The organism is Microbacterium mcarthurae (genome assembly GCF_046064585.1).
In the GTDB taxonomy this organism is placed as follows: domain Bacteria; phylum Actinomycetota; class Actinomycetes; order Actinomycetales; family Microbacteriaceae; genus Microbacterium; species Microbacterium mcarthurae.
The window spans coordinates 443,064-458,496 of record NZ_JAROCE010000001.1; the positions used below are offsets into that span (position 1 = coordinate 443,064).

The 15,433-nt window shown below is 69.2% G+C and carries 22 protein-coding genes and 1 pseudogene; 6 read left to right on the plus strand and 17 right to left on the minus strand.

Features of this window, described 5'->3' with window-relative positions:
* From P5G46_RS02165 to P5G46_RS02175, 3 genes are read right to left on the minus strand one after another with little or no spacing between them, the layout of a single operon-like run.
* Nucleotides 1-792 carry an ABC transporter permease gene (locus tag P5G46_RS02165; protein WP_195691672.1) on the minus strand — a complete coding sequence of 264 codons (792 nt, stop codon included), beginning with the start codon at nucleotides 790-792 and terminating at the stop codon, nucleotides 1-3.
* On the minus strand, nucleotides 789-1,571 hold the full coding sequence (locus P5G46_RS02170) for an ABC transporter permease (protein ID WP_195691673.1): 783 nt from the start codon (nucleotides 1,569-1,571) through the stop codon (nucleotides 789-791). The genes P5G46_RS02165 and P5G46_RS02170 overlap by 4 nt, the downstream gene beginning before the upstream one ends.
* Complete coding sequence (locus P5G46_RS02175; RefSeq protein ID WP_195691674.1) at nucleotides 1,568-2,614, minus strand: ABC transporter substrate-binding protein; 1,047 nt, start codon at nucleotides 2,612-2,614, stop codon at nucleotides 1,568-1,570. The genes P5G46_RS02170 and P5G46_RS02175 overlap by 4 nt, the downstream gene beginning before the upstream one ends.
* Nucleotides 2,615-2,728: 114 nt before the next feature.
* Here P5G46_RS02175 and P5G46_RS02180 point away from each other — a divergent pair, with 114 nt between their 5' ends.
* The 3 genes and pseudogenes from P5G46_RS02180 to P5G46_RS02190 all read left to right on the plus strand — a co-directional run.
* On the plus strand, nucleotides 2,729-3,112 hold the full coding sequence (locus tag P5G46_RS02180; RefSeq protein ID WP_267189647.1) for a histidine phosphatase family protein: 384 nt from the start codon (nucleotides 2,729-2,731) through the stop codon (nucleotides 3,110-3,112).
* 47 nt (nucleotides 3,113-3,159) lie between these two features.
* Nucleotides 3,160-3,519, plus strand: a complete 360-nt coding sequence (locus tag P5G46_RS02185) for a histidine phosphatase family protein (protein WP_408904883.1) — start codon at nucleotides 3,160-3,162, stop codon at nucleotides 3,517-3,519.
* Nucleotides 3,452-3,613: pseudogene (locus P5G46_RS02190) on the plus strand (gamma carbonic anhydrase family protein); the annotation flags it as partial. The gene P5G46_RS02185 and the pseudogene P5G46_RS02190, both read left to right, overlap by 68 nt.
* Here P5G46_RS02190 and P5G46_RS02195 read toward each other — a convergent pair.
* Entirely contained in the window at nucleotides 3,610-3,927 is a 318-nt protein-coding gene (locus P5G46_RS02195) for a hypothetical protein (RefSeq protein ID WP_195691675.1), read from the minus strand. The pseudogene P5G46_RS02190 and the gene P5G46_RS02195 sit on opposite strands and share 4 nt — an antisense overlap.
* A 10-nt stretch (nucleotides 3,928-3,937) precedes the next feature.
* Nucleotides 3,938-4,900 (minus strand): IS481 family transposase, encoded by a 963-nt coding sequence (locus P5G46_RS02200; RefSeq protein ID WP_195691676.1) that lies wholly within the window; start codon nucleotides 4,898-4,900, stop codon nucleotides 3,938-3,940.
* A gap of 40 nt (nucleotides 4,901-4,940) precedes the next feature.
* Here P5G46_RS02200 and P5G46_RS02205 point away from each other — a divergent pair, with 40 nt between their 5' ends.
* Complete coding sequence (locus P5G46_RS02205) at nucleotides 4,941-5,558, plus strand: aquaporin (protein WP_344071390.1); 618 nt, start codon at nucleotides 4,941-4,943, stop codon at nucleotides 5,556-5,558.
* A gap of 81 nt (nucleotides 5,559-5,639) precedes the next feature.
* Here the strand turns inward: P5G46_RS02205 and P5G46_RS02210 are convergent, their stop codons facing one another.
* The 8 genes from P5G46_RS02210 to P5G46_RS02245 all read right to left on the minus strand — a co-directional run bounded on the left by P5G46_RS02210 (nucleotide 5,640) and on the right by P5G46_RS02245 (nucleotide 11,081).
* On the minus strand, nucleotides 5,640-6,086 hold the full coding sequence (locus tag P5G46_RS02210; RefSeq protein ID WP_408904884.1) for a hypothetical protein: 447 nt from the start codon (nucleotides 6,084-6,086) through the stop codon (nucleotides 5,640-5,642).
* Nucleotides 6,083-7,606: a YifB family Mg chelatase-like AAA ATPase gene (locus P5G46_RS02215; RefSeq protein WP_408904885.1), complete on the minus strand. Its 1,524-nt coding sequence runs from the start codon at nucleotides 7,604-7,606 to the stop codon at nucleotides 6,083-6,085. The genes P5G46_RS02210 and P5G46_RS02215 overlap by 4 nt, the downstream gene beginning before the upstream one ends.
* Nucleotides 7,603-7,965 (minus strand): YraN family protein, encoded by a 363-nt coding sequence (locus P5G46_RS02220; protein ID WP_239274747.1) that lies wholly within the window; start codon nucleotides 7,963-7,965, stop codon nucleotides 7,603-7,605. The genes P5G46_RS02215 and P5G46_RS02220 overlap by 4 nt, the downstream gene beginning before the upstream one ends.
* A gap of 93 nt (nucleotides 7,966-8,058) precedes the next feature.
* Nucleotides 8,059-8,382 (minus strand): DUF2469 family protein, encoded by a 324-nt coding sequence (locus P5G46_RS02225; RefSeq protein WP_022878868.1) that lies wholly within the window; start codon nucleotides 8,380-8,382, stop codon nucleotides 8,059-8,061.
* A gap of 48 nt (nucleotides 8,383-8,430) precedes the next feature.
* Entirely contained in the window at nucleotides 8,431-9,084 is a 654-nt protein-coding gene (locus P5G46_RS02230) for a ribonuclease HII (RefSeq protein ID WP_239274746.1), read from the minus strand.
* The gene (lepB, locus tag P5G46_RS02235) at nucleotides 9,081-9,818 is read right to left on the minus strand and encodes a signal peptidase I (protein ID WP_239274745.1); all 738 of its coding nucleotides are present in this window, start codon (nucleotides 9,816-9,818) and stop codon (nucleotides 9,081-9,083) included. Before lepB ends, P5G46_RS02230 begins: the two co-directional genes overlap by 4 nt.
* Before the next feature lie 266 nt (nucleotides 9,819-10,084).
* Nucleotides 10,085-10,432 (minus strand): 50S ribosomal protein L19, encoded by a 348-nt coding sequence (gene rplS / locus P5G46_RS02240; protein WP_228164508.1) that lies wholly within the window; start codon nucleotides 10,430-10,432, stop codon nucleotides 10,085-10,087.
* Nucleotides 10,433-10,589: 157 nt separating this feature from the next.
* Nucleotides 10,590-11,081, minus strand: a complete 492-nt coding sequence (locus P5G46_RS02245; RefSeq protein ID WP_239274744.1) for an MFS transporter permease — start codon at nucleotides 11,079-11,081, stop codon at nucleotides 10,590-10,592.
* A gap of 103 nt (nucleotides 11,082-11,184) precedes the next feature.
* Between P5G46_RS02245 and map the strand changes: the two genes are divergently transcribed.
* Nucleotides 11,185-11,967 (plus strand): type I methionyl aminopeptidase, encoded by a 783-nt coding sequence (gene map, locus P5G46_RS02250; RefSeq protein ID WP_408904886.1) that lies wholly within the window; start codon nucleotides 11,185-11,187, stop codon nucleotides 11,965-11,967.
* Between the two features lie 89 nt (nucleotides 11,968-12,056).
* On the opposite strand, the gene trmD is transcribed toward map, so the two are convergent.
* From trmD to rpsP, 4 genes are read right to left on the minus strand one after another with little or no spacing between them, the layout of a single operon-like run.
* A complete protein-coding gene (gene trmD, locus P5G46_RS02255) occupies nucleotides 12,057-12,746 on the minus strand; it encodes a tRNA (guanosine(37)-N1)-methyltransferase TrmD (protein WP_239274742.1) in 690 nt (229 codons plus the stop codon).
* Between the two features lies 1 nt (nucleotide 12,747).
* Nucleotides 12,748-13,428 (minus strand): ribosome maturation factor RimM, encoded by a 681-nt coding sequence (gene rimM, locus P5G46_RS02260; protein ID WP_408904887.1) that lies wholly within the window; start codon nucleotides 13,426-13,428, stop codon nucleotides 12,748-12,750.
* Nucleotides 13,428-13,658 carry an RNA-binding protein gene (locus P5G46_RS02265; RefSeq protein ID WP_063257548.1) on the minus strand — a complete coding sequence of 77 codons (231 nt, stop codon included), beginning with the start codon at nucleotides 13,656-13,658 and terminating at the stop codon, nucleotides 13,428-13,430. The genes rimM and P5G46_RS02265 overlap by 1 nt, the downstream gene beginning before the upstream one ends.
* Before the next feature lie 5 nt (nucleotides 13,659-13,663).
* Nucleotides 13,664-14,077, minus strand: a complete 414-nt coding sequence (gene rpsP, locus P5G46_RS02270; RefSeq protein WP_239274740.1) for a 30S ribosomal protein S16 — start codon at nucleotides 14,075-14,077, stop codon at nucleotides 13,664-13,666.
* A gap of 189 nt (nucleotides 14,078-14,266) precedes the next feature.
* On the opposite strand from rpsP, the gene P5G46_RS02275 reads away from it, so the two are divergent.
* The gene (locus tag P5G46_RS02275; protein ID WP_408904888.1) at nucleotides 14,267-15,430 is read left to right on the plus strand and encodes a glutamate--cysteine ligase; all 1,164 of its coding nucleotides are present in this window, start codon (nucleotides 14,267-14,269) and stop codon (nucleotides 15,428-15,430) included.
* Nucleotides 15,431-15,433 lie beyond the last annotated feature (3 nt).

Here is a 15,433-nt window from a genome sequence, read left to right on the forward strand (position 1 = left end):
TCATCCCTTCCCATTACTGCCGTCGTGATAAGCCGCTTCGAGCCACCGCGTCACGGCCGAAGCCAGCCCGAAGAATGCGAGAGAGAGCACTGTGGCGACGATGGCGGCACCCCAGGATCGCGACATGTCGTAGGAGACCCGCGACACCACGAAGAGCTGCCCGAGACCCGACGACCCGACGACGAACTCGGCGAGCAGCACCCCGACCACCGACCCGACCGCAGAGAGCCGGAACGCCTCCAAGAGCGAAGGGACCGCGGCCGGGAGATCGAGCCGCCGGAACCTCGTCCATCTCGAGGCTCCCAGCACCGTCAGCAGGTCCTGCTTGCTGCGCGAGGCGGAGGCCAGACCGCGCGACACCAGGACGAACGCTGGAAAATACGCGACCAGTGTGGCGACGACCAGCACGGTCGGCGTTCCGTAACCGACAATCCGCGCGAAGATCGGAACCATCGCCACCATGGGAACAGCGCGGACGATCAGCACCGCGGGCCGCACCGCCGCACGCACGACTCCTGAGAGATGGGCCGCGATGGCGAGTCCGATGCCAAGCAGTTGTCCCAGGACGAGACCCGTCGCGGCCAGCCCGGCGCTCACCGTGAGGTCGGGAAGATACGCATCCGGATGTCCGACCAGGTCGGCGAGAACACTCGCCGGGGAGGGCATGACGACCCGGTTGACCTGCCCGATCACGACCCACAGCGCCCACGCGGCGACGATCGCCACGACCGCCACGTTGTCCCAGGCGAACCGGGCGACCGCTCGCCCGATAGCCGTCACGCGCGCGTTCACAGCCCGAACCTCGCCGCGCTCCGCCGGGCGAGTGACGCAGCGCCGCCGTAGACGATGCTGGCGGGCACTGCGGTCAGGACCCCCGCCGCCCACAGCAACGGGATGTCGTAGTTCTGCATCGAGTTGATCAGCAGGGGCCCGATGCCCCGGGCGGAGCCGAACCACTCGCCGATCACCGCCCCCAACAGGGCCGCGGGAATCGCCAGCTGAAGAGCCGCGAACACCGCTGGGAGCGCCGCGGGCGCTTCCAGCTGCGCGAGCACCGCGATCCGCCGGGCACCCAGTACGGCAAACAGGTCCTCCTGCGCCGCCCGTCGGGTCCACAGCGCGGAGCAGATGACGACAAAGGCAGCGAAGTAGGCCGCTGTCGCCGCCAGCGCCGCGGGCACGACGGCGCGGGGCAGAAGGACCATGAGCAGCGGGCCGAGGGCGACGACCGGAACCGCCTCGACGAGAACCGCGAAGCGCTCCGCCGGGCGACGCGTGACCGGCATCAGGCGGGAGAGCACCGCGGTCGCCACCGCGGCGCTGATTCCGATCACGCCGCCGAGAAGCCCCTCCTGGACGGTCACCCCGAGCGCCCCCCACAACCTCGGCGCACGCGCGGGATCGACGATCACCCACAACACGTCGGTGAGGGGTGGCCAGGAGGTGGAGAGGACCCCGGTCCGGCCGATGATCTCCCACGCCGAGGCGAAGAGGAGCACGCCGATCACGATCTCGATGGTCTTTCGGGACCGCGTCGCCGTGCCGACCGGACCGAGGTCCTGCACAGTCATCGGAGCAGGGTTGCCGATCCGCCGAAGACCTCGTCGAGCAGCGATTCGTCAACGTAAGTCGCGACATCAGGAAGATCGGTCATGCCCGCAGCCCGCAGGATCGGGTACATCTTCTGCTCGATGTCCTCCGCCGAGATCCGCAACAGACCCGACTCCGCGGTGAGATCGCTCGTCGTCATCGGGATCTGATTGATGTTCTCCTTGATCTGCTGGCTCAGCGAGAGTCCCAGGTCGGCTCCCCACACGTCGACCGCGAGCTGCGCGGCCACTTCGGGGTCGTCGGCGTTCTTCTCCCAGCCCTTCACGGTAGCCCGCAACCAGGCGACAACCAGGTCGCGGTTCTCTTCCAGGTAGGTGCGGTCGACGAAGATCATGTTGGAGTAGACATCCAGACCCAGGTCCTGCCACGACACGCTGGTGTAGTCCACACCCTGCTCTTCGAGGATGAGTCCCTGGTTGGTGGCGAAGGCGGTGATCCCGTCGACGTCTCCGTTCACGAGCGCTTGCACGTCGTAGCCGATCGGCACGAACTCGTAATCCGGCTCTAGCCCGTTGATGGTGAAGATGGCATCCAGTTCACGCTGCTGCCCCTGGGGGCTTCCGATGCGCTTGCCGATCATGTCCTCGACCGAGTTGATCGGGTTCTCGGAGAGCGACAGGATTGCCAATGGGCTCTCCTGGTAGACAGCACCGACGAGCACCACGTCGGCTCCCTCCGACACGGCGTCGATGAACGAGGTGAAGTTCGTATCGAGTCCGATCGGTGCGTCACCGGATGCGACGATCTGAACGGTGTTGGAGACGTTGGGGCCGCCCGGCAGCCATTCGGCGACGATGCCCTCCTCCGCGTAGTAGCCCTCGCTCTCGGCGATCCACATTCCGGCGAACTCCACGTTGGTGACCCAGTTCAGCTGTGTCGCCACGACCGGAAGGGACTCTTCCTCGGTCGATGGCTCCGCCGCACAACCGGCGATCGTCAGCATCCCCACCATGGTCGCACCCGCCCAGGCGAGACGCCTATCGCGGTGGCTTGAAGTCTTCATAAGCCTCTCAATTCTCGCGGCAATCATGACGAGATCTCTCGCGTTTTGTATACGATCCATGCTCGCTGGCTGTCGTTACGCGGGCATGGCCTGAACATTTCCAGCGTGTAAAAGATGCTGCGCCGCCCGCAGGGGCGGGTCACCGGCGCCGTTCCCGGCACTGAAGCGTTCGGCGAGCACCCCGAAGTCAGGCGGTCGCTGCGATCCTCAGGATCACAACGCCGACGATCGACGACCCCCGCGATCCGGGAATTCGCGCGGCGATACCTGGGCGTGCTGCCGTGGCGCCTCGCCCACCGGGCGCGGTTCCTCCTGCTGGTGGCGCCCGTGAGGCTCGTCGTCGTGGGCTCCGGGGCGGTCTGGACCCGTGGTCGGCGTGATCGGTGCCTTCACGTCATGATCGTCGCGTTCATCCGGCATTGTCAGGCCGACTGGAACGCCGAGGGACTCATCCAGGGATCGAGCGACATCCGGCTCAACAACACCGGACACCGATAGGTGGCGGATACCCCGATGACCCTGCGCTCACTGCCGTGGATGCGGTCGTGAACTTCCCGCTCCTGCGCGCCCGCGAGACGGCCCGCATCATCGCGGAAGGGCTGAACACCCCGTTCGGCACCGCGTATCCGAAGCTCGCCGAACGCGACTACGGCGAGCTGGAGGGCACCTCGGCCGCCGCCGCGATCGCGCGCTGGCCCGACCGGGAGTATCCGGGCGCAGCGTCGCTCGACTCCGTCGCTGTGCACGGGGTCGTGGCCCTGACCCGCATCGCCACCGACTTCCCGGCAAGGCGGTGCTCGTGGTCTGCCACGGCACGCGAGGTGGTGGTGCTCGAGGGGCACGATCGTGCCGCCGCAGTCGCTCGTCGCGGGCATCCCGGGCAAGGTGCGCCGCGAGCTCACTGACGAGGAGGTCGCGGGGTTGCTCGGCAACTCCGCGCGCTATGTGCCGCGGTCGAAGGTGTACAAGGCGGCGGAGGGTCAGGACGCCGCGGGTTAGGACACCGCCGCGATCCGCAGGATCACGACGCCGACGACCGGCACCAGCGCGACGACCAGCGCCAGGATCGCGATGCCGCGCGCGAGACCGCGCACGAGGCAGACGATCGAGATCACCAGCGCCGCCAGCACGAGCGCGGCTCCGGCGAGGAACAGCACGATGAATCCACCCGCTCCGCTGCCGCTGCCGTCGAGGGCGGCGGGAACCCCGAGCACGAAGCCGGCGTACATGGCGGCGGTGCCAAGCACGGCGAGCAGGAGGGCGATGCCGGCAGGGACGCGGGTGGGGCTGACGTAGACGTCGCTGTCACTCATGGCGACCACCCTAGGTGTAGCGACCCGTGAGGTTGTGAAGGCGGCAGGTGGGGGTGTGGCCTCCGAGGGCGGTGTGGGGTCGTCGGTGATTGTATTCCTCGAGCCAGTCGGCGTAGGTGGCTGATCTTGCCGCGTTCGAGAGGTAGGTCGATGCGTAGGCCCACTCGGCGGCGAGGGTGCGGTTGAATCTCTCCACTTTCCCGTTCGTCTGTGGCCGGTAGGGGCGGGTGCGGATGTGCCGGACTCCCTCGCCGAGGGCCGCGGCGAAGTCGTGGGAGCGGTAGCAGGAGCCGTTGTCGGTCATGACGGCTTTGACGGTGAGGCCGGCTTCGGCGAAGTGAGCGCGGGCGCGGATCCAGAACCCGGCGGCGGTGTCCTTCTGTTCGTCGTCGAGCTCTTCGGAGTAGGCCAGGCGGGTGCAGTCATCGACCGCGTGGTGCAGGAACGAGTAGCCGGTCCCGGCGCGGCGGTTGCGGCGTCCGGCGTGACGGCCGAGCATCCGGTGGCCGCCACCGTCAGGGATCCGACCCAGTTTCTTGATATCGACATGCACGATATCGCCCGGCGCGGCCGCCTCGTACCGGATCGGTTTCGGCTTCCGAACGGGCAGCCCGGTGTTGCGGTCCAGATGCGACAGCCGCGGCATCCGATAGCGGGCAAGCACCCGACCCACGGTCGCCGGGTTCAACCCCAGATGCCAGGCGATCCGCCGAGCACCCCACCGCCGGTTGAAGCGGATCGCGACGATCCGCCGCTCCGTGCGACGGTCAAGCTGGGTCGGCGATCGATACGGACGGGAACTGCGATCAGTCATCGGCTGACCCGCCCGGTATCGATCGGCCCACTTCTTCGCCGTCGCCTGCGAACACTGGAACCGTTCCCCAGCCCGGGCGAGCGACCAGCCGCCGACAACGACCGCACGAGCAAGCCGAAGCCGCCCCCTCGGCGTCAAATGAGCATTAGCGTGAACCACGAAGACCTCCGGTCACCGATGCGAGTTGTCAGATACCCACATCGTCCCGGAGGTCTTCACCTACCCGCGACGCACACAACGTCCCGGGTCGCTACAGCTAGGCCTCGGCGTCCTCATCGTCCTGCTCGCCCCGGTCTCCGGCGCACACTTCAACCCCGTCGTCTCCGCCGCCGACGCCCTCCTCAGCCGCCGCCCCGGCACCGGGCTGCCGGCACGGGAGCTCATGGTCTATCTGCCGGCGCAGGTCGCCGGCGGGATCGGCGGCGCGGTCCTGGCCAATGCCATGTTCGCCACCCCGACCGCGATCTCCACCACCGACCGCGCCACCCCGGCCACCTTCCTCGCCGAAATCGTCGCCACCGCAGGCCTCGTGCTCCTCATCATGGGGCTCACCCGCACCGGCCGGCCCGCACCCGTGATCGCGACGGCGGTCGGCGCCTACATCGGCGCCGCCTACTGGTTCACCAGCTCCACCTCGTTCGCCAACCCTGCCGTCACCATCGGCCGCATCTTCACCGACACCTTCGCCGGCATCGCCCCCACCTCCGTGCTCCCGTTCCTCGCCGCACAACTGATCGGCGCCGGCACCGCGATAACCCTCACCGTCGTGTTGTTCCCCCAGTCGCGGCAGTCGGTCAACGACCCGCTGGCCGACTGAGCATCGTCGCGGTCATCGCGCGAGCGGGAAGTCCGTCCCAATACGCCCGACTCCCAGCCACTCGGCGGTCCCCCACTACGGCTATAGCGCGAGTTCCAACTCCGCAACATGCCAGTCCGTCGGCGCCGACTCGGCGGGCTCCGGGTCACCCCGAAGCCACAGCACGTGCGGCGCATGCGTGCCGAGGTCGTGCAGACGCGAAGGCCACCGTGGGTCGGACGGCACCAGCAGCCTCGCGCCCGCGCGCCGGGCGGCATCCAGTGCGCGACGGACGGCGCCGGAATCCGCGCGCGGCATCCAGCGGCTGCGGGCGCTGCTCCACTCGTCGTCGACATCCGACAATGCGATACGAAGTGCATCCTCCGGCCCGAACCGCGCCATGAGCTCCCCCGCGGCGCCGTCTCCCGGCTCGGCGAGCACCGACCACCACACGCGCGCGTACGTCTCGCTCGCATCACGATCGCGCGGCCGATCAACCCCGGCCAGCGCCGTGACGGCGGCATCCATCGACAGGTCGGGTTGCGTCATGCCACGCTCCCCTGCCGCAGGAACAAGGCACGACCCACATCGTCCGGGTGCAGCCGGTCGTGCCCCGCGAGGTCCGCGACCGTCCAGGCGACGCGAAGGAGGCGGTCGTAGCCACGGAGCGTGAGGGTGCCCCGGCGAAGCGCGGTATCGAGGGGCCGCAACACTTCGGGGTCGGGTGCGGCCGCGCCGCGCAGCCACGCACCGGGCACATCAGCGTTGCGCCGCCACGGAGTCTCGGCCCACCGGCGCGCGGCCCGTTCGCGCGCACACCGCACGGTCGCACGCGCATCTCGCGTCGTCACGGCGGTCGCGGCAATCGAACGACGCGCGTCCGACACCCGCTGCAGCCGGAGATCGAGGTCGATGCGGTCGAGCAGGGGCCCCGAAAGCCGCCGCGTGTAGCGGCGGATCGCCTGCGGCGCGCAGTCACACACGCCACCCGGGACGCCGTACTGCCCGCACGGGCAGGGGTTGGTCGCCACGACGAGCTGAAACCGCGCCGGGAAGGTAGCCGACACCCCCGAACGGTGCACCTGGATCACCCCGCTCTCCAACGGCTGCCGCAGCGCGTCGAGCACGGATGCCGGGAACTCCCCACCCTCGTCGAGGAAGAGCACGCCCTCGCTCGCGCGCGCGATGGCGCCCGGGCGGACGACCCCGGACCCGCCACCGATCAGCGCCGCCGCGCTGGCGCCGTGGTGCGGGCTTTCGAACGGTGGCGTCCGGCTGAGATGCGTCACGACCTCGCCCGACAGGGAACGCACCGAGGCGACCGACAGCGCGGCGCCGTCGTCGAGATCGGGGAGGATGCCCGGCAGCCGCCGGGCCAGCATGGTCTTCCCCGCGCCGGGCGGGCCGCTCATGAGGAGATGGTGTCCGCCCGCGGCGGCCACGATCAGGGCATCGACGGCGTCGGGCTGCCCGAGGATGTCCGCCAGATCCAGATCCTCGTCGCGCGTCGCGGGAGACTCCGGTGCCAGAACCGGCGTGAGATCGGGTGCGTCGCTGTTCCCCCCGTGCCACCGCACGACCTCGGCGAGACAGGTCGCCGCCCGCACCTCGACGCCGTCCACGAGAGATGCCTCGGCCGCATTCGCCGCCGGCACCACGACGCGTGCCCTGCCGGCGCGCTGAGCGGCGAGTACGGCGGGCAGCACTCCCGGAACGGGCCGAAGGCGTCCGTCCAAGCCGAGTTCGCCGATGTGCACGGTGTCGGCGACACGGCCGGCATCCATCATCCCGGTCGTCGCGAGCGCGGCGACCGCGATCGCGACGTCGAATGCCGATCCGCGCTTCGGAAGACTCGCGGGCGAGAGATTCACCGTCAGCCGACGCTTCGGCAGGTCCACTCCCCGATTGGTGCACGCGTTCCGCACGCGGCGACCGGCCTCTCCCAACGCCTTGTCGGGCAGTCCGATGATGGAGAACTCGGGCGTCTGCGGAGACAGGTCAGCCTCCACCTCCACCAGATCGCCTCGCACCCCGGTGAGCGCAACGGCCCACGTTCGAGCGACGGTCACAGCGCGTCCTCGAGGTGCTCGAGCTGCGCCGTGCGCGGGTCAGGTCCGATCAGCGCGATCGCATCGATCCGCAGGCTGCGGCCGCGGGCGTCGTCGGGATGAGCGGCGATCCACGCCATTGCCAGACGCCACAGCCGCGCGGCCTTCCGGCGGTCGATCGCCTCGAACGGGTGCCCAAACGCCTCGCTCGCGCGCGTCTTCACCTCGACGACAGCCAGCGTGTCGGCCGTCGCGGCGACGATGTCGATCTCGCCCTGCGGACACCGCCAATTGCGGTCGAGGACTCGGAATCCGAGCGCGGTCAGGTGACGAGCGGCCCGTTCTTCACCGGCTCGCCCGAGGTCGTCTTTCGCTGCCATGCCCGAGAGCGTGGCATCCGCGACACGACCGCTGCCGGGCCGGAATCCCCTTTCGGGGACGGTTCACGCGGAGCGCGAGGTGGGGAGGAGCGGTCAGCTGTCGAGCGAGAGCTCTTCCGGAAGCTGGAAGTCGCGGCGGGAGAGCTCTTCGACGTTGACATCCTTGAACGTGAGAACGCGCACGGACTTCACGAACCGGTCGGCGCGGTAGATGTCCCACACCCACACATCGGTCATCGAGATCTCGAAGTAGAAGTCGTGCTCGGTATCGCGGCGGACGACATTGACATCGTTGGCGAGATAGAACCGGCGTTCGGTCTCGATCACGTACTGGAACTGCGAGACCACGTCGCGGTACTCGCGGTACAGGGCCAGTTCGAGTTCGCGGTCGTAGTCCTCGAAGACGTCGTCATCCATGGTGCTTCCATCCTAGGCGCGCCGCACGCCGACACCGACCGCGGGTGATCAGAACAGGGTCGGCGCCGCCGCGATGGCCCACGAGCGACGGTGATGCACACTCATGCCGTGCACGCCGATGGCCTCGCGGTGGTCGAGGCTCGCGTAGCCCTTGTTGCGCGCCCACCCGTACGCGGGCAGCTCGTCATGCAGGCCCGTCATGACGGCGTCGCGGGCGACCTTGGCGATGACGGATGCCGCGGCCGCGCTCGCGCAGTCACGGTCGGCCTTGATGATGGGCTGGACGCGCAGTCCACGCTCGCCCGCCGGCGTGATGTAGTCGTGATTGCCGTCGAGGATGACGAGCGCGTCTTCGGGGACGACGCCGTGAGCGCGGAGATCGGCGATCGCCCGGACGGCGGCGAGCCCGAGAGCGCGGATGATGCCGATCTCGTCGATCTCCTCGGAGCTGGCCCAGCCGACAGCGCTGTGCTGCACGAAAGCCGCGGCACGCGCGGCCACCTCGGGGCGACGGGCCTCGGGAACCAGCTTCGAGTCACGCAGGCCCGCCGGAACACGCTTGCGCGACCGCGACGGATCGATGACGGCGGCACCCACCGCGACCGGGCCGGCGAGTGCGCCCCGCCCGACCTCGTCGCACGCGATGACGAGGGCGTGCTCCTTCAGCAGCCGCCGCTCGAGGGTCAGGGTGGGCTCGATCACGGCGAGGTCTCCGGTGCGGGCACCCCCGCGAACACCTCGTGATGGAAATCGATCAGACCGAACCGGTCGAACGGCCACGTGATCAGGAAGGCGCGGCCCACCACGTTGTCGATCGGGACGAATCCCTTGCCGGGCTGCTCCTGGTTGTAGCGCGAGTCCTTCGAGCTGTTGCGGTTGTCGCCGAGCACCCACAGCGAGCCGTCCGGGACGGTGATGTCGTACGGCAGGGGGTCGGGCGCGGTCGCCCCGGGCGCGAGCTTGACGTAGGGCTCCTCGAGCGGAACGCCGTTGACGGTCGTCTGGCCCAGCGCGTTGCAGCACACGACGTGGTCGCCGGGCGTGCCGATGACGCGCTTGATGAGGTGGTCGTCGCTGTCCGGCGCCGCGAGACCGACGAGCGACAGCAGCCAGTCGGTCGCTTCGACGAGTGGCGGACGCGGCGGCTGCACCGTGACGGGAAGCCATCCGCCCGGATCGCGGAACACGACGACGTCGCCCCGCGAGTACTCGCCGAACCGCGGGGTGAGCTCATCCACGAGGATGCGATCGTTCTGCAGGAGCGTGTTGTTCATCGACGCCGAAGGGATGTAGAACGACCGCACGACGAAGGTCTTGACCAGGAACGACACGAGCAGGGCGATCGCGAGGATCACCACGACATCCCGCAGGAAGGTCAGCGCACCCCGCCGCCGACGCGTCGTCGGGGCCGAGGGGGATGCGGTTTCGTCGCTCATGTTGATCCTTCGCCGGGCTCACCGCACACCGGAAGACCGAGGGAACAAGCCTCGCACATTCCTCCGCGCCGACCGAACCGCACACGGCATCCGACTCCCCCGGGAGTTGCCGAGACTTCATCGCGCCGACATCTCCCCCGCAGTCTGCGCCGGTGTTGTCCGCGCGATGAAGTCTCGCGAATGACGTTCCCGCGGATACCGAACCATGACCCCGCGGGAACGACGAACGCCCCGCGACGGATCGCGGGGCGTTCGGTTCAGCGGGCTCAGCGCTCGCGCTTCTCCTTGATCTTGGCCTTCTTGCCGCGGAGGTTGCGCAGGTAGTACAGCTTCGCGCGGCGCACGTCACCACGGGTGACGACCTCGATGTGGTCGATCACGGGGCTGTGCACGGGGAAGGTGCGCTCGACACCGACCTGGAAGCTGACCTTGCGGACCGTGAAGGTCTCGCGCACACCGTCGCCGGAGCGGCCGATGACGACACCCTGGAAGACCTGGATGCGCGAGCGGTTGCCCTCGGTGATGTTGACGTGCACCTTGACGGTGTCGCCGGGCGAGAAGACGGGGATGTCGGAGCGGAGCGAAGCCGCGTCGACGGCGTCGAGGATCTGCATGATCGTCACTTCCTGCGACCGCCACAGGTCGATCGCACGATGAATGGGAAAAGATGGAGCGTGCCCGAGCCGCGGAAGCGGCGGACTCCCCTGAGGCAGAGCCGGTCAGGGCACAAACGCCTATTCTGCCATGGACGCCGGTGCCGTCCAAACCGACTCAGTCAGAGACGGGCTTCTCGGTGACGACGATCACGTCACCCTCGACACGCGGCCGCGGGCGCTCACGCGTCGGGGGGATGTACCCGGTGCCGTCCGCCGTGCGATAGAGGGCGACTCCCCCGCGCGCCTCGTTCCACAGCTGCGCGAGCGACGACCAGATCAGGACGAACGCGCCGACGACGCTCAGCACGAGGAGCGGGAAGAACGTCCGGCCATCGTAGAGACCGAGCGCGATGACGCAGAGCTGCCAGAGCCCGATTCCGATGACGTCGCGCCACGACACGGCGCGTTCGGTGCGCACCGAGCCGCGACCGCGAACGATCAGGGCGACGACCGTCTGCGTGACGAAGACGGCGGGGGCGGCGATCAGCAACCACAGCAGAGCCCAGCCGCTGCCGCCGCTGAAGACGATCCAGCCGACGAAGAGCCACAGCGGCAGGACGAAGGCCGCCGGGAAGAGCCAGTGGAGGAAGAGTCGCCGGAGCACCATGAGCCGATGGTACGGGTCCCACTTGTGCGGACGCTTCGAACCCCTGCGCGGTGCGCCCTCCCCACGTCAGGGAGAATGGGGGTTCGAGGAAAGGGAACCATCGATGATCGAACTGCGCACACCCGCCGAGATCGACGCCATGCGCCCGGCGGGCCGATTCGTCGCCGAAGTGCTGGCGACGCTGCGGGACGAGACGAAGGTCGGAACCAACCTCCTCCAGCTCGACCGTCGCGCGCACGACATGATCCGAACCGCCGGGGCCGAGTCCTGCTACATCGACTACCACCCGTCGTTCGGGGCCAGCCCCTTCGGCAAGGTGCTGTGCACCTCGATCAACGATGCGGTGCTGCACGGTCTCCCCCACGACTACGTGCTCCGCGACGGCGACCTGGTCTCGCTCGACTTCGCCGCCTCGGTCGACGGCTGGGTGGCCGATTCCGCGGTGTCGTTCGTCGTCGGAACCCCCCGCGACGAAGACCTCGCCCTCATCGGCACGACCCAGCGGGCGCTGGCCGCGGCGATCGACGCGGCGACCGTGGGCCACAAGATCGGCGACATCTCGGCCGCGGTCGCCGCCGTCGCGCACGCCGACGGCCTGTCGATCAACACCGACTTCGGCGGCCACGGTGTCGGCCGCACGATGCACGGCGACCCGCACGTCCCCAACGACGGCAAGGCCGGTCGCGGCTACCCGCTGCGCGCCGGTCTCGTCGTGGCCCTCGAACCGTGGTTCCTGCAGACCACCGACAAGCTCATCACCGACCCCGATGGGTGGACGCTGCGCAGCGCCGACGGCTCCCGCGGCGCACACTCCGAGCACACCGTCGCCATCACGGCCGACGGGCCCGTCGTGCTCACCGACCGGTCGTTCCTCGGCGTCGACTGAGCATCGCCGTCGTGGCATCCAGATGACGGGATGCCACGGGCCCTCCGGATCTCCGCCGCCGGTGCGCCGTGCGGACGGCGAACGAGGGCTCAGTCGGGCAGCAGGTCGGGACGGCGCTGACGCGTGCGCTCGAACTGCTGCTCACGCCGCCATGCGGCGACCGCGCCGTGGTTCCCGCTCAGGAGCACGGGCGGCACCTCGCGACCGCGCCACGAGGCGGGCTTGGTGAACGACGGGTACTCGAGGAGTCCGTCCTCGTGCGATTCCTCGACCAGGCTCTCGGGGTTGCCGACCACGCCCGGGATGAGACGGCCGATGGCTTCGACCATCGCCATCACCGCGACCTCTCCCCCGTTCAGCACGTAGTCGCCCAGGCTCAGCAGTCGCACACGACCGAGCCCCGCGGCGTAGTCGAACACCCGCTCGTCGATACCCTCGTACCGGCCGCAGCCGAACACCAGGTGCTGCTCCGTCGAAAGCTCTCGCGCGATCTTCTGCGTGAACCGCTCGCCCGCGGGCGAGGGGAAGACGATGACCGGTGACGCCTCGGCATCGCGCGTGACGTCGTCGAGCGCCTCACCCCACGGCTCGGGCTTCATTACCATGCCGGCACCGCCCCCGTAGGGGGTGTCGTCGACCGTGCGGTGGCGATCGTGCGTGTAGTCGCGCAGATCGTGGATATGTACGTCGAGCAGTCCGCTCTGCCGGGCCTTGCCGAGCAGGGACACCTCGAGCGCGTCGAAGATCGTGGGGAAGATCGAGACGACGTCGATGCGCACGTCAGTCCTCGCGGGAGTCGGCGGCCTCGTCGGTCGCCACCGAGTCGGGCGCGCCGCGCTCGGCATCACCCTCGGGCGCCTCGTCTTCTCGCGGAGAGTCGTCGTCGCCCGGAAGCTCCTCGAAGAGTCCGGCGGGCGGGGTCACCACGACCCGACCACCGTCGACATCCACCTCGGGCACGATGGCGCTCACGAAGGGGACGAGGACATCGGCGTCCTCTCCGCGACCCGTCGGGCGGACGATGAGAAGGTCCTGGGCCGGGAAGTGGTCGACCCGCACGACGCGTCCGATGACGTCGCCGTCGCGGACGACGTCGAGCCCGACCAGCTGGTGGTCGTACCAGGCATCGTCTTCCGCGGGCGCGGCCTCGGTGTCCTGATCGATCCAGAGGATCGCCTTGACGAGCTCTTCCGCGACGGTGCGGTCGTCCACGCCCTCGAAGAAGGCCACGGGGTGGGAGTTCATCCACCGGAACTCCCGGACCGTCAGCTCGCGGCCGTGCCACGGCGAGGACTCGGGAACCTGGAGGGTGAAGGTGTTGCCGGGGACGAAACGTCCCTCGGGGTCATCGGTGTACAGCTCGAGCTTGAACGCGCCCTTGAGGCCGTGGGCCTTGACCAGGCGGCCCACGCGGAGCTGGGTCTTGGCGGGCTGAGCGCCCGCGGCGTCGCCGGCCGCCATCAGTCGTCGGCGACGTCGACGCGGACGCGCTGCCCGTCGGCGAGGGCCGTGATGAGCGTGCGCAGCGCCTTGGCGGTGCGACCGCCGCGCCCGATCACGCGACCCCGATCATCGGGGTGCACGCGAACCTCCAGCACCTCGCCGCGGGGCGAGGTGGCGGAACGGATGGTCACGGCGTCGGGGTGATCGACGATCCCCTTGACGACGTGCTCGAGCGCGGCGGACAGCACGGGACTTACTCTGCCGAGGTCTCGGCGGCGGGCGCCTCGTCGGCGGCCGGAGCCTCTTCGGCCTTCTTCTCGGCCTTGGGCTTGACGACCGACTTCTTCGAGGCGTCGGCCTCGAACGCGGCCTTCGGCTCGCGGACCTTGACGGTGGACTTCGCGTCCTTCTCGCCCTTGAAGGTGCCCCAGTCGCCCGTGAGCTTGAGGATGGCACGCACCTGCTCGGTCGGCTGAGCGCCGACGCCGAGCCAGTACTGGGCGCGCTCGGAGTCGACCTCGATGAACGAGGGCTCCTCGGTCGGGTGGTACTTGCCGATCTCCTCGATCACACGACCGTCGCGCTTGGTGCGCGAGTCGGCGACGACGATGCGGTAGTAGGGCGCACGGATCTTGCCGAGACGCTTGAGACGGATCTTGACAGCCACGATTTCTCCTGTGGTGGGAAATGAACGAACCGGTCGCCTGGAGCGTGGGGTGCACACCCGGCGGAAGCTCAAAGAGGAGGACCGGTGCTGGATAGAGGGTCGAGCACCTGGTCCGACCCTCTATTCTGCCAGATGACACGACGGGTCGCGAACCCGCCGTCGCCCGTGTCGTCGTGTCAGACTGACCGCATGAGGCTCCCCTTCGCACCGTCCGCGCGTTCCTCCGTCGGACTGGAGTGGGAACTCATGCTGGCCGACCGCGAGACCGGCGATCTCGCGCCCCGCGCGCCCGAGATTCTGGAGCTCGTCGAGGAGGCCACCGCGCACGAGCGGTTCACGGTGACCGGCGAACTGCTGACGAACACCGTCGAGGTCACCAGTGGCGTGGGGCACACCGTTGCCGAGGCCGTGGACGACATCGCGGATGCCATCGGAGCGCTGCGCGAGCAGACCGAACCGCGCGGCCTCGAGATGCTGTGCGCCGGCAGCCACCCCTTCGCGCAGTGGTACGACCAGGAGGTCACCGACAAGACGCGCTACCACAAGCTCATCGAGCGCACCCAATGGTGGGGGCGGAACATGATGATCTGGGGGATCCACGTGCACGTCGGCGTCGACGACGCGGACAAGGTCATCCCGATCGTCAACGCGCTGACGGTGTTCCTCCCGCATCTGCAGGCGCTGTCGGCATCCAGCCCCTTCTGGGCGGGCGAGCGCACCGGTTACGCCTCGAACCGCGCCCTGGTGTTCCAGCAGTTGCCGACCGCGGGTCTGCCCTGGCAGCTCGACCGGTGGGAGGACTTCGAGGAGTACCTCGACGACATGGTGCGCACGGGGGTCATGGCGGATGCCAGCGAGGTGCGCTGGGACATCCGTCCGGCGCCCCGGTGGGGCACGGTGGAGATCCGCGCGTGCGACGGCATGTCGACGCTGCCGGAGCTGGCCGCCGTCGCGGCCCTCGCGCAGACCCTGGTCGAGCGCTTCTCGCGGATCCTCGACGCCGGCGGCGAACTCCCCGGCATCCCCCCGTGGTATGCCCGGGAGAACAAGTGGCGCGCGGCGCGGTACGGACTGGATGCGCGCGTCATCGTCGACCGACAGGGCACACAGCTCCCCGTGCGCGATCATCTGCGCGCCACGATGGAGGAGCTGGCCGACATCGCGGTGGAGCTCAAGTGCGCGCGTGAATTCGCCGGACTCGAGACCATTCTGGCCACGGGAGGCAGCTCCGCGCGTCAGCTCGCGGTGGCCGAGGCCGCCGACGGCGACCTGCGCGCGGTCGTGCAGCACCTGATCCGCGAGTTCCGGGGCGGCCCGACGCTGCGCGAGCACCTGGCCGCGCTGCGGGTCTGACCA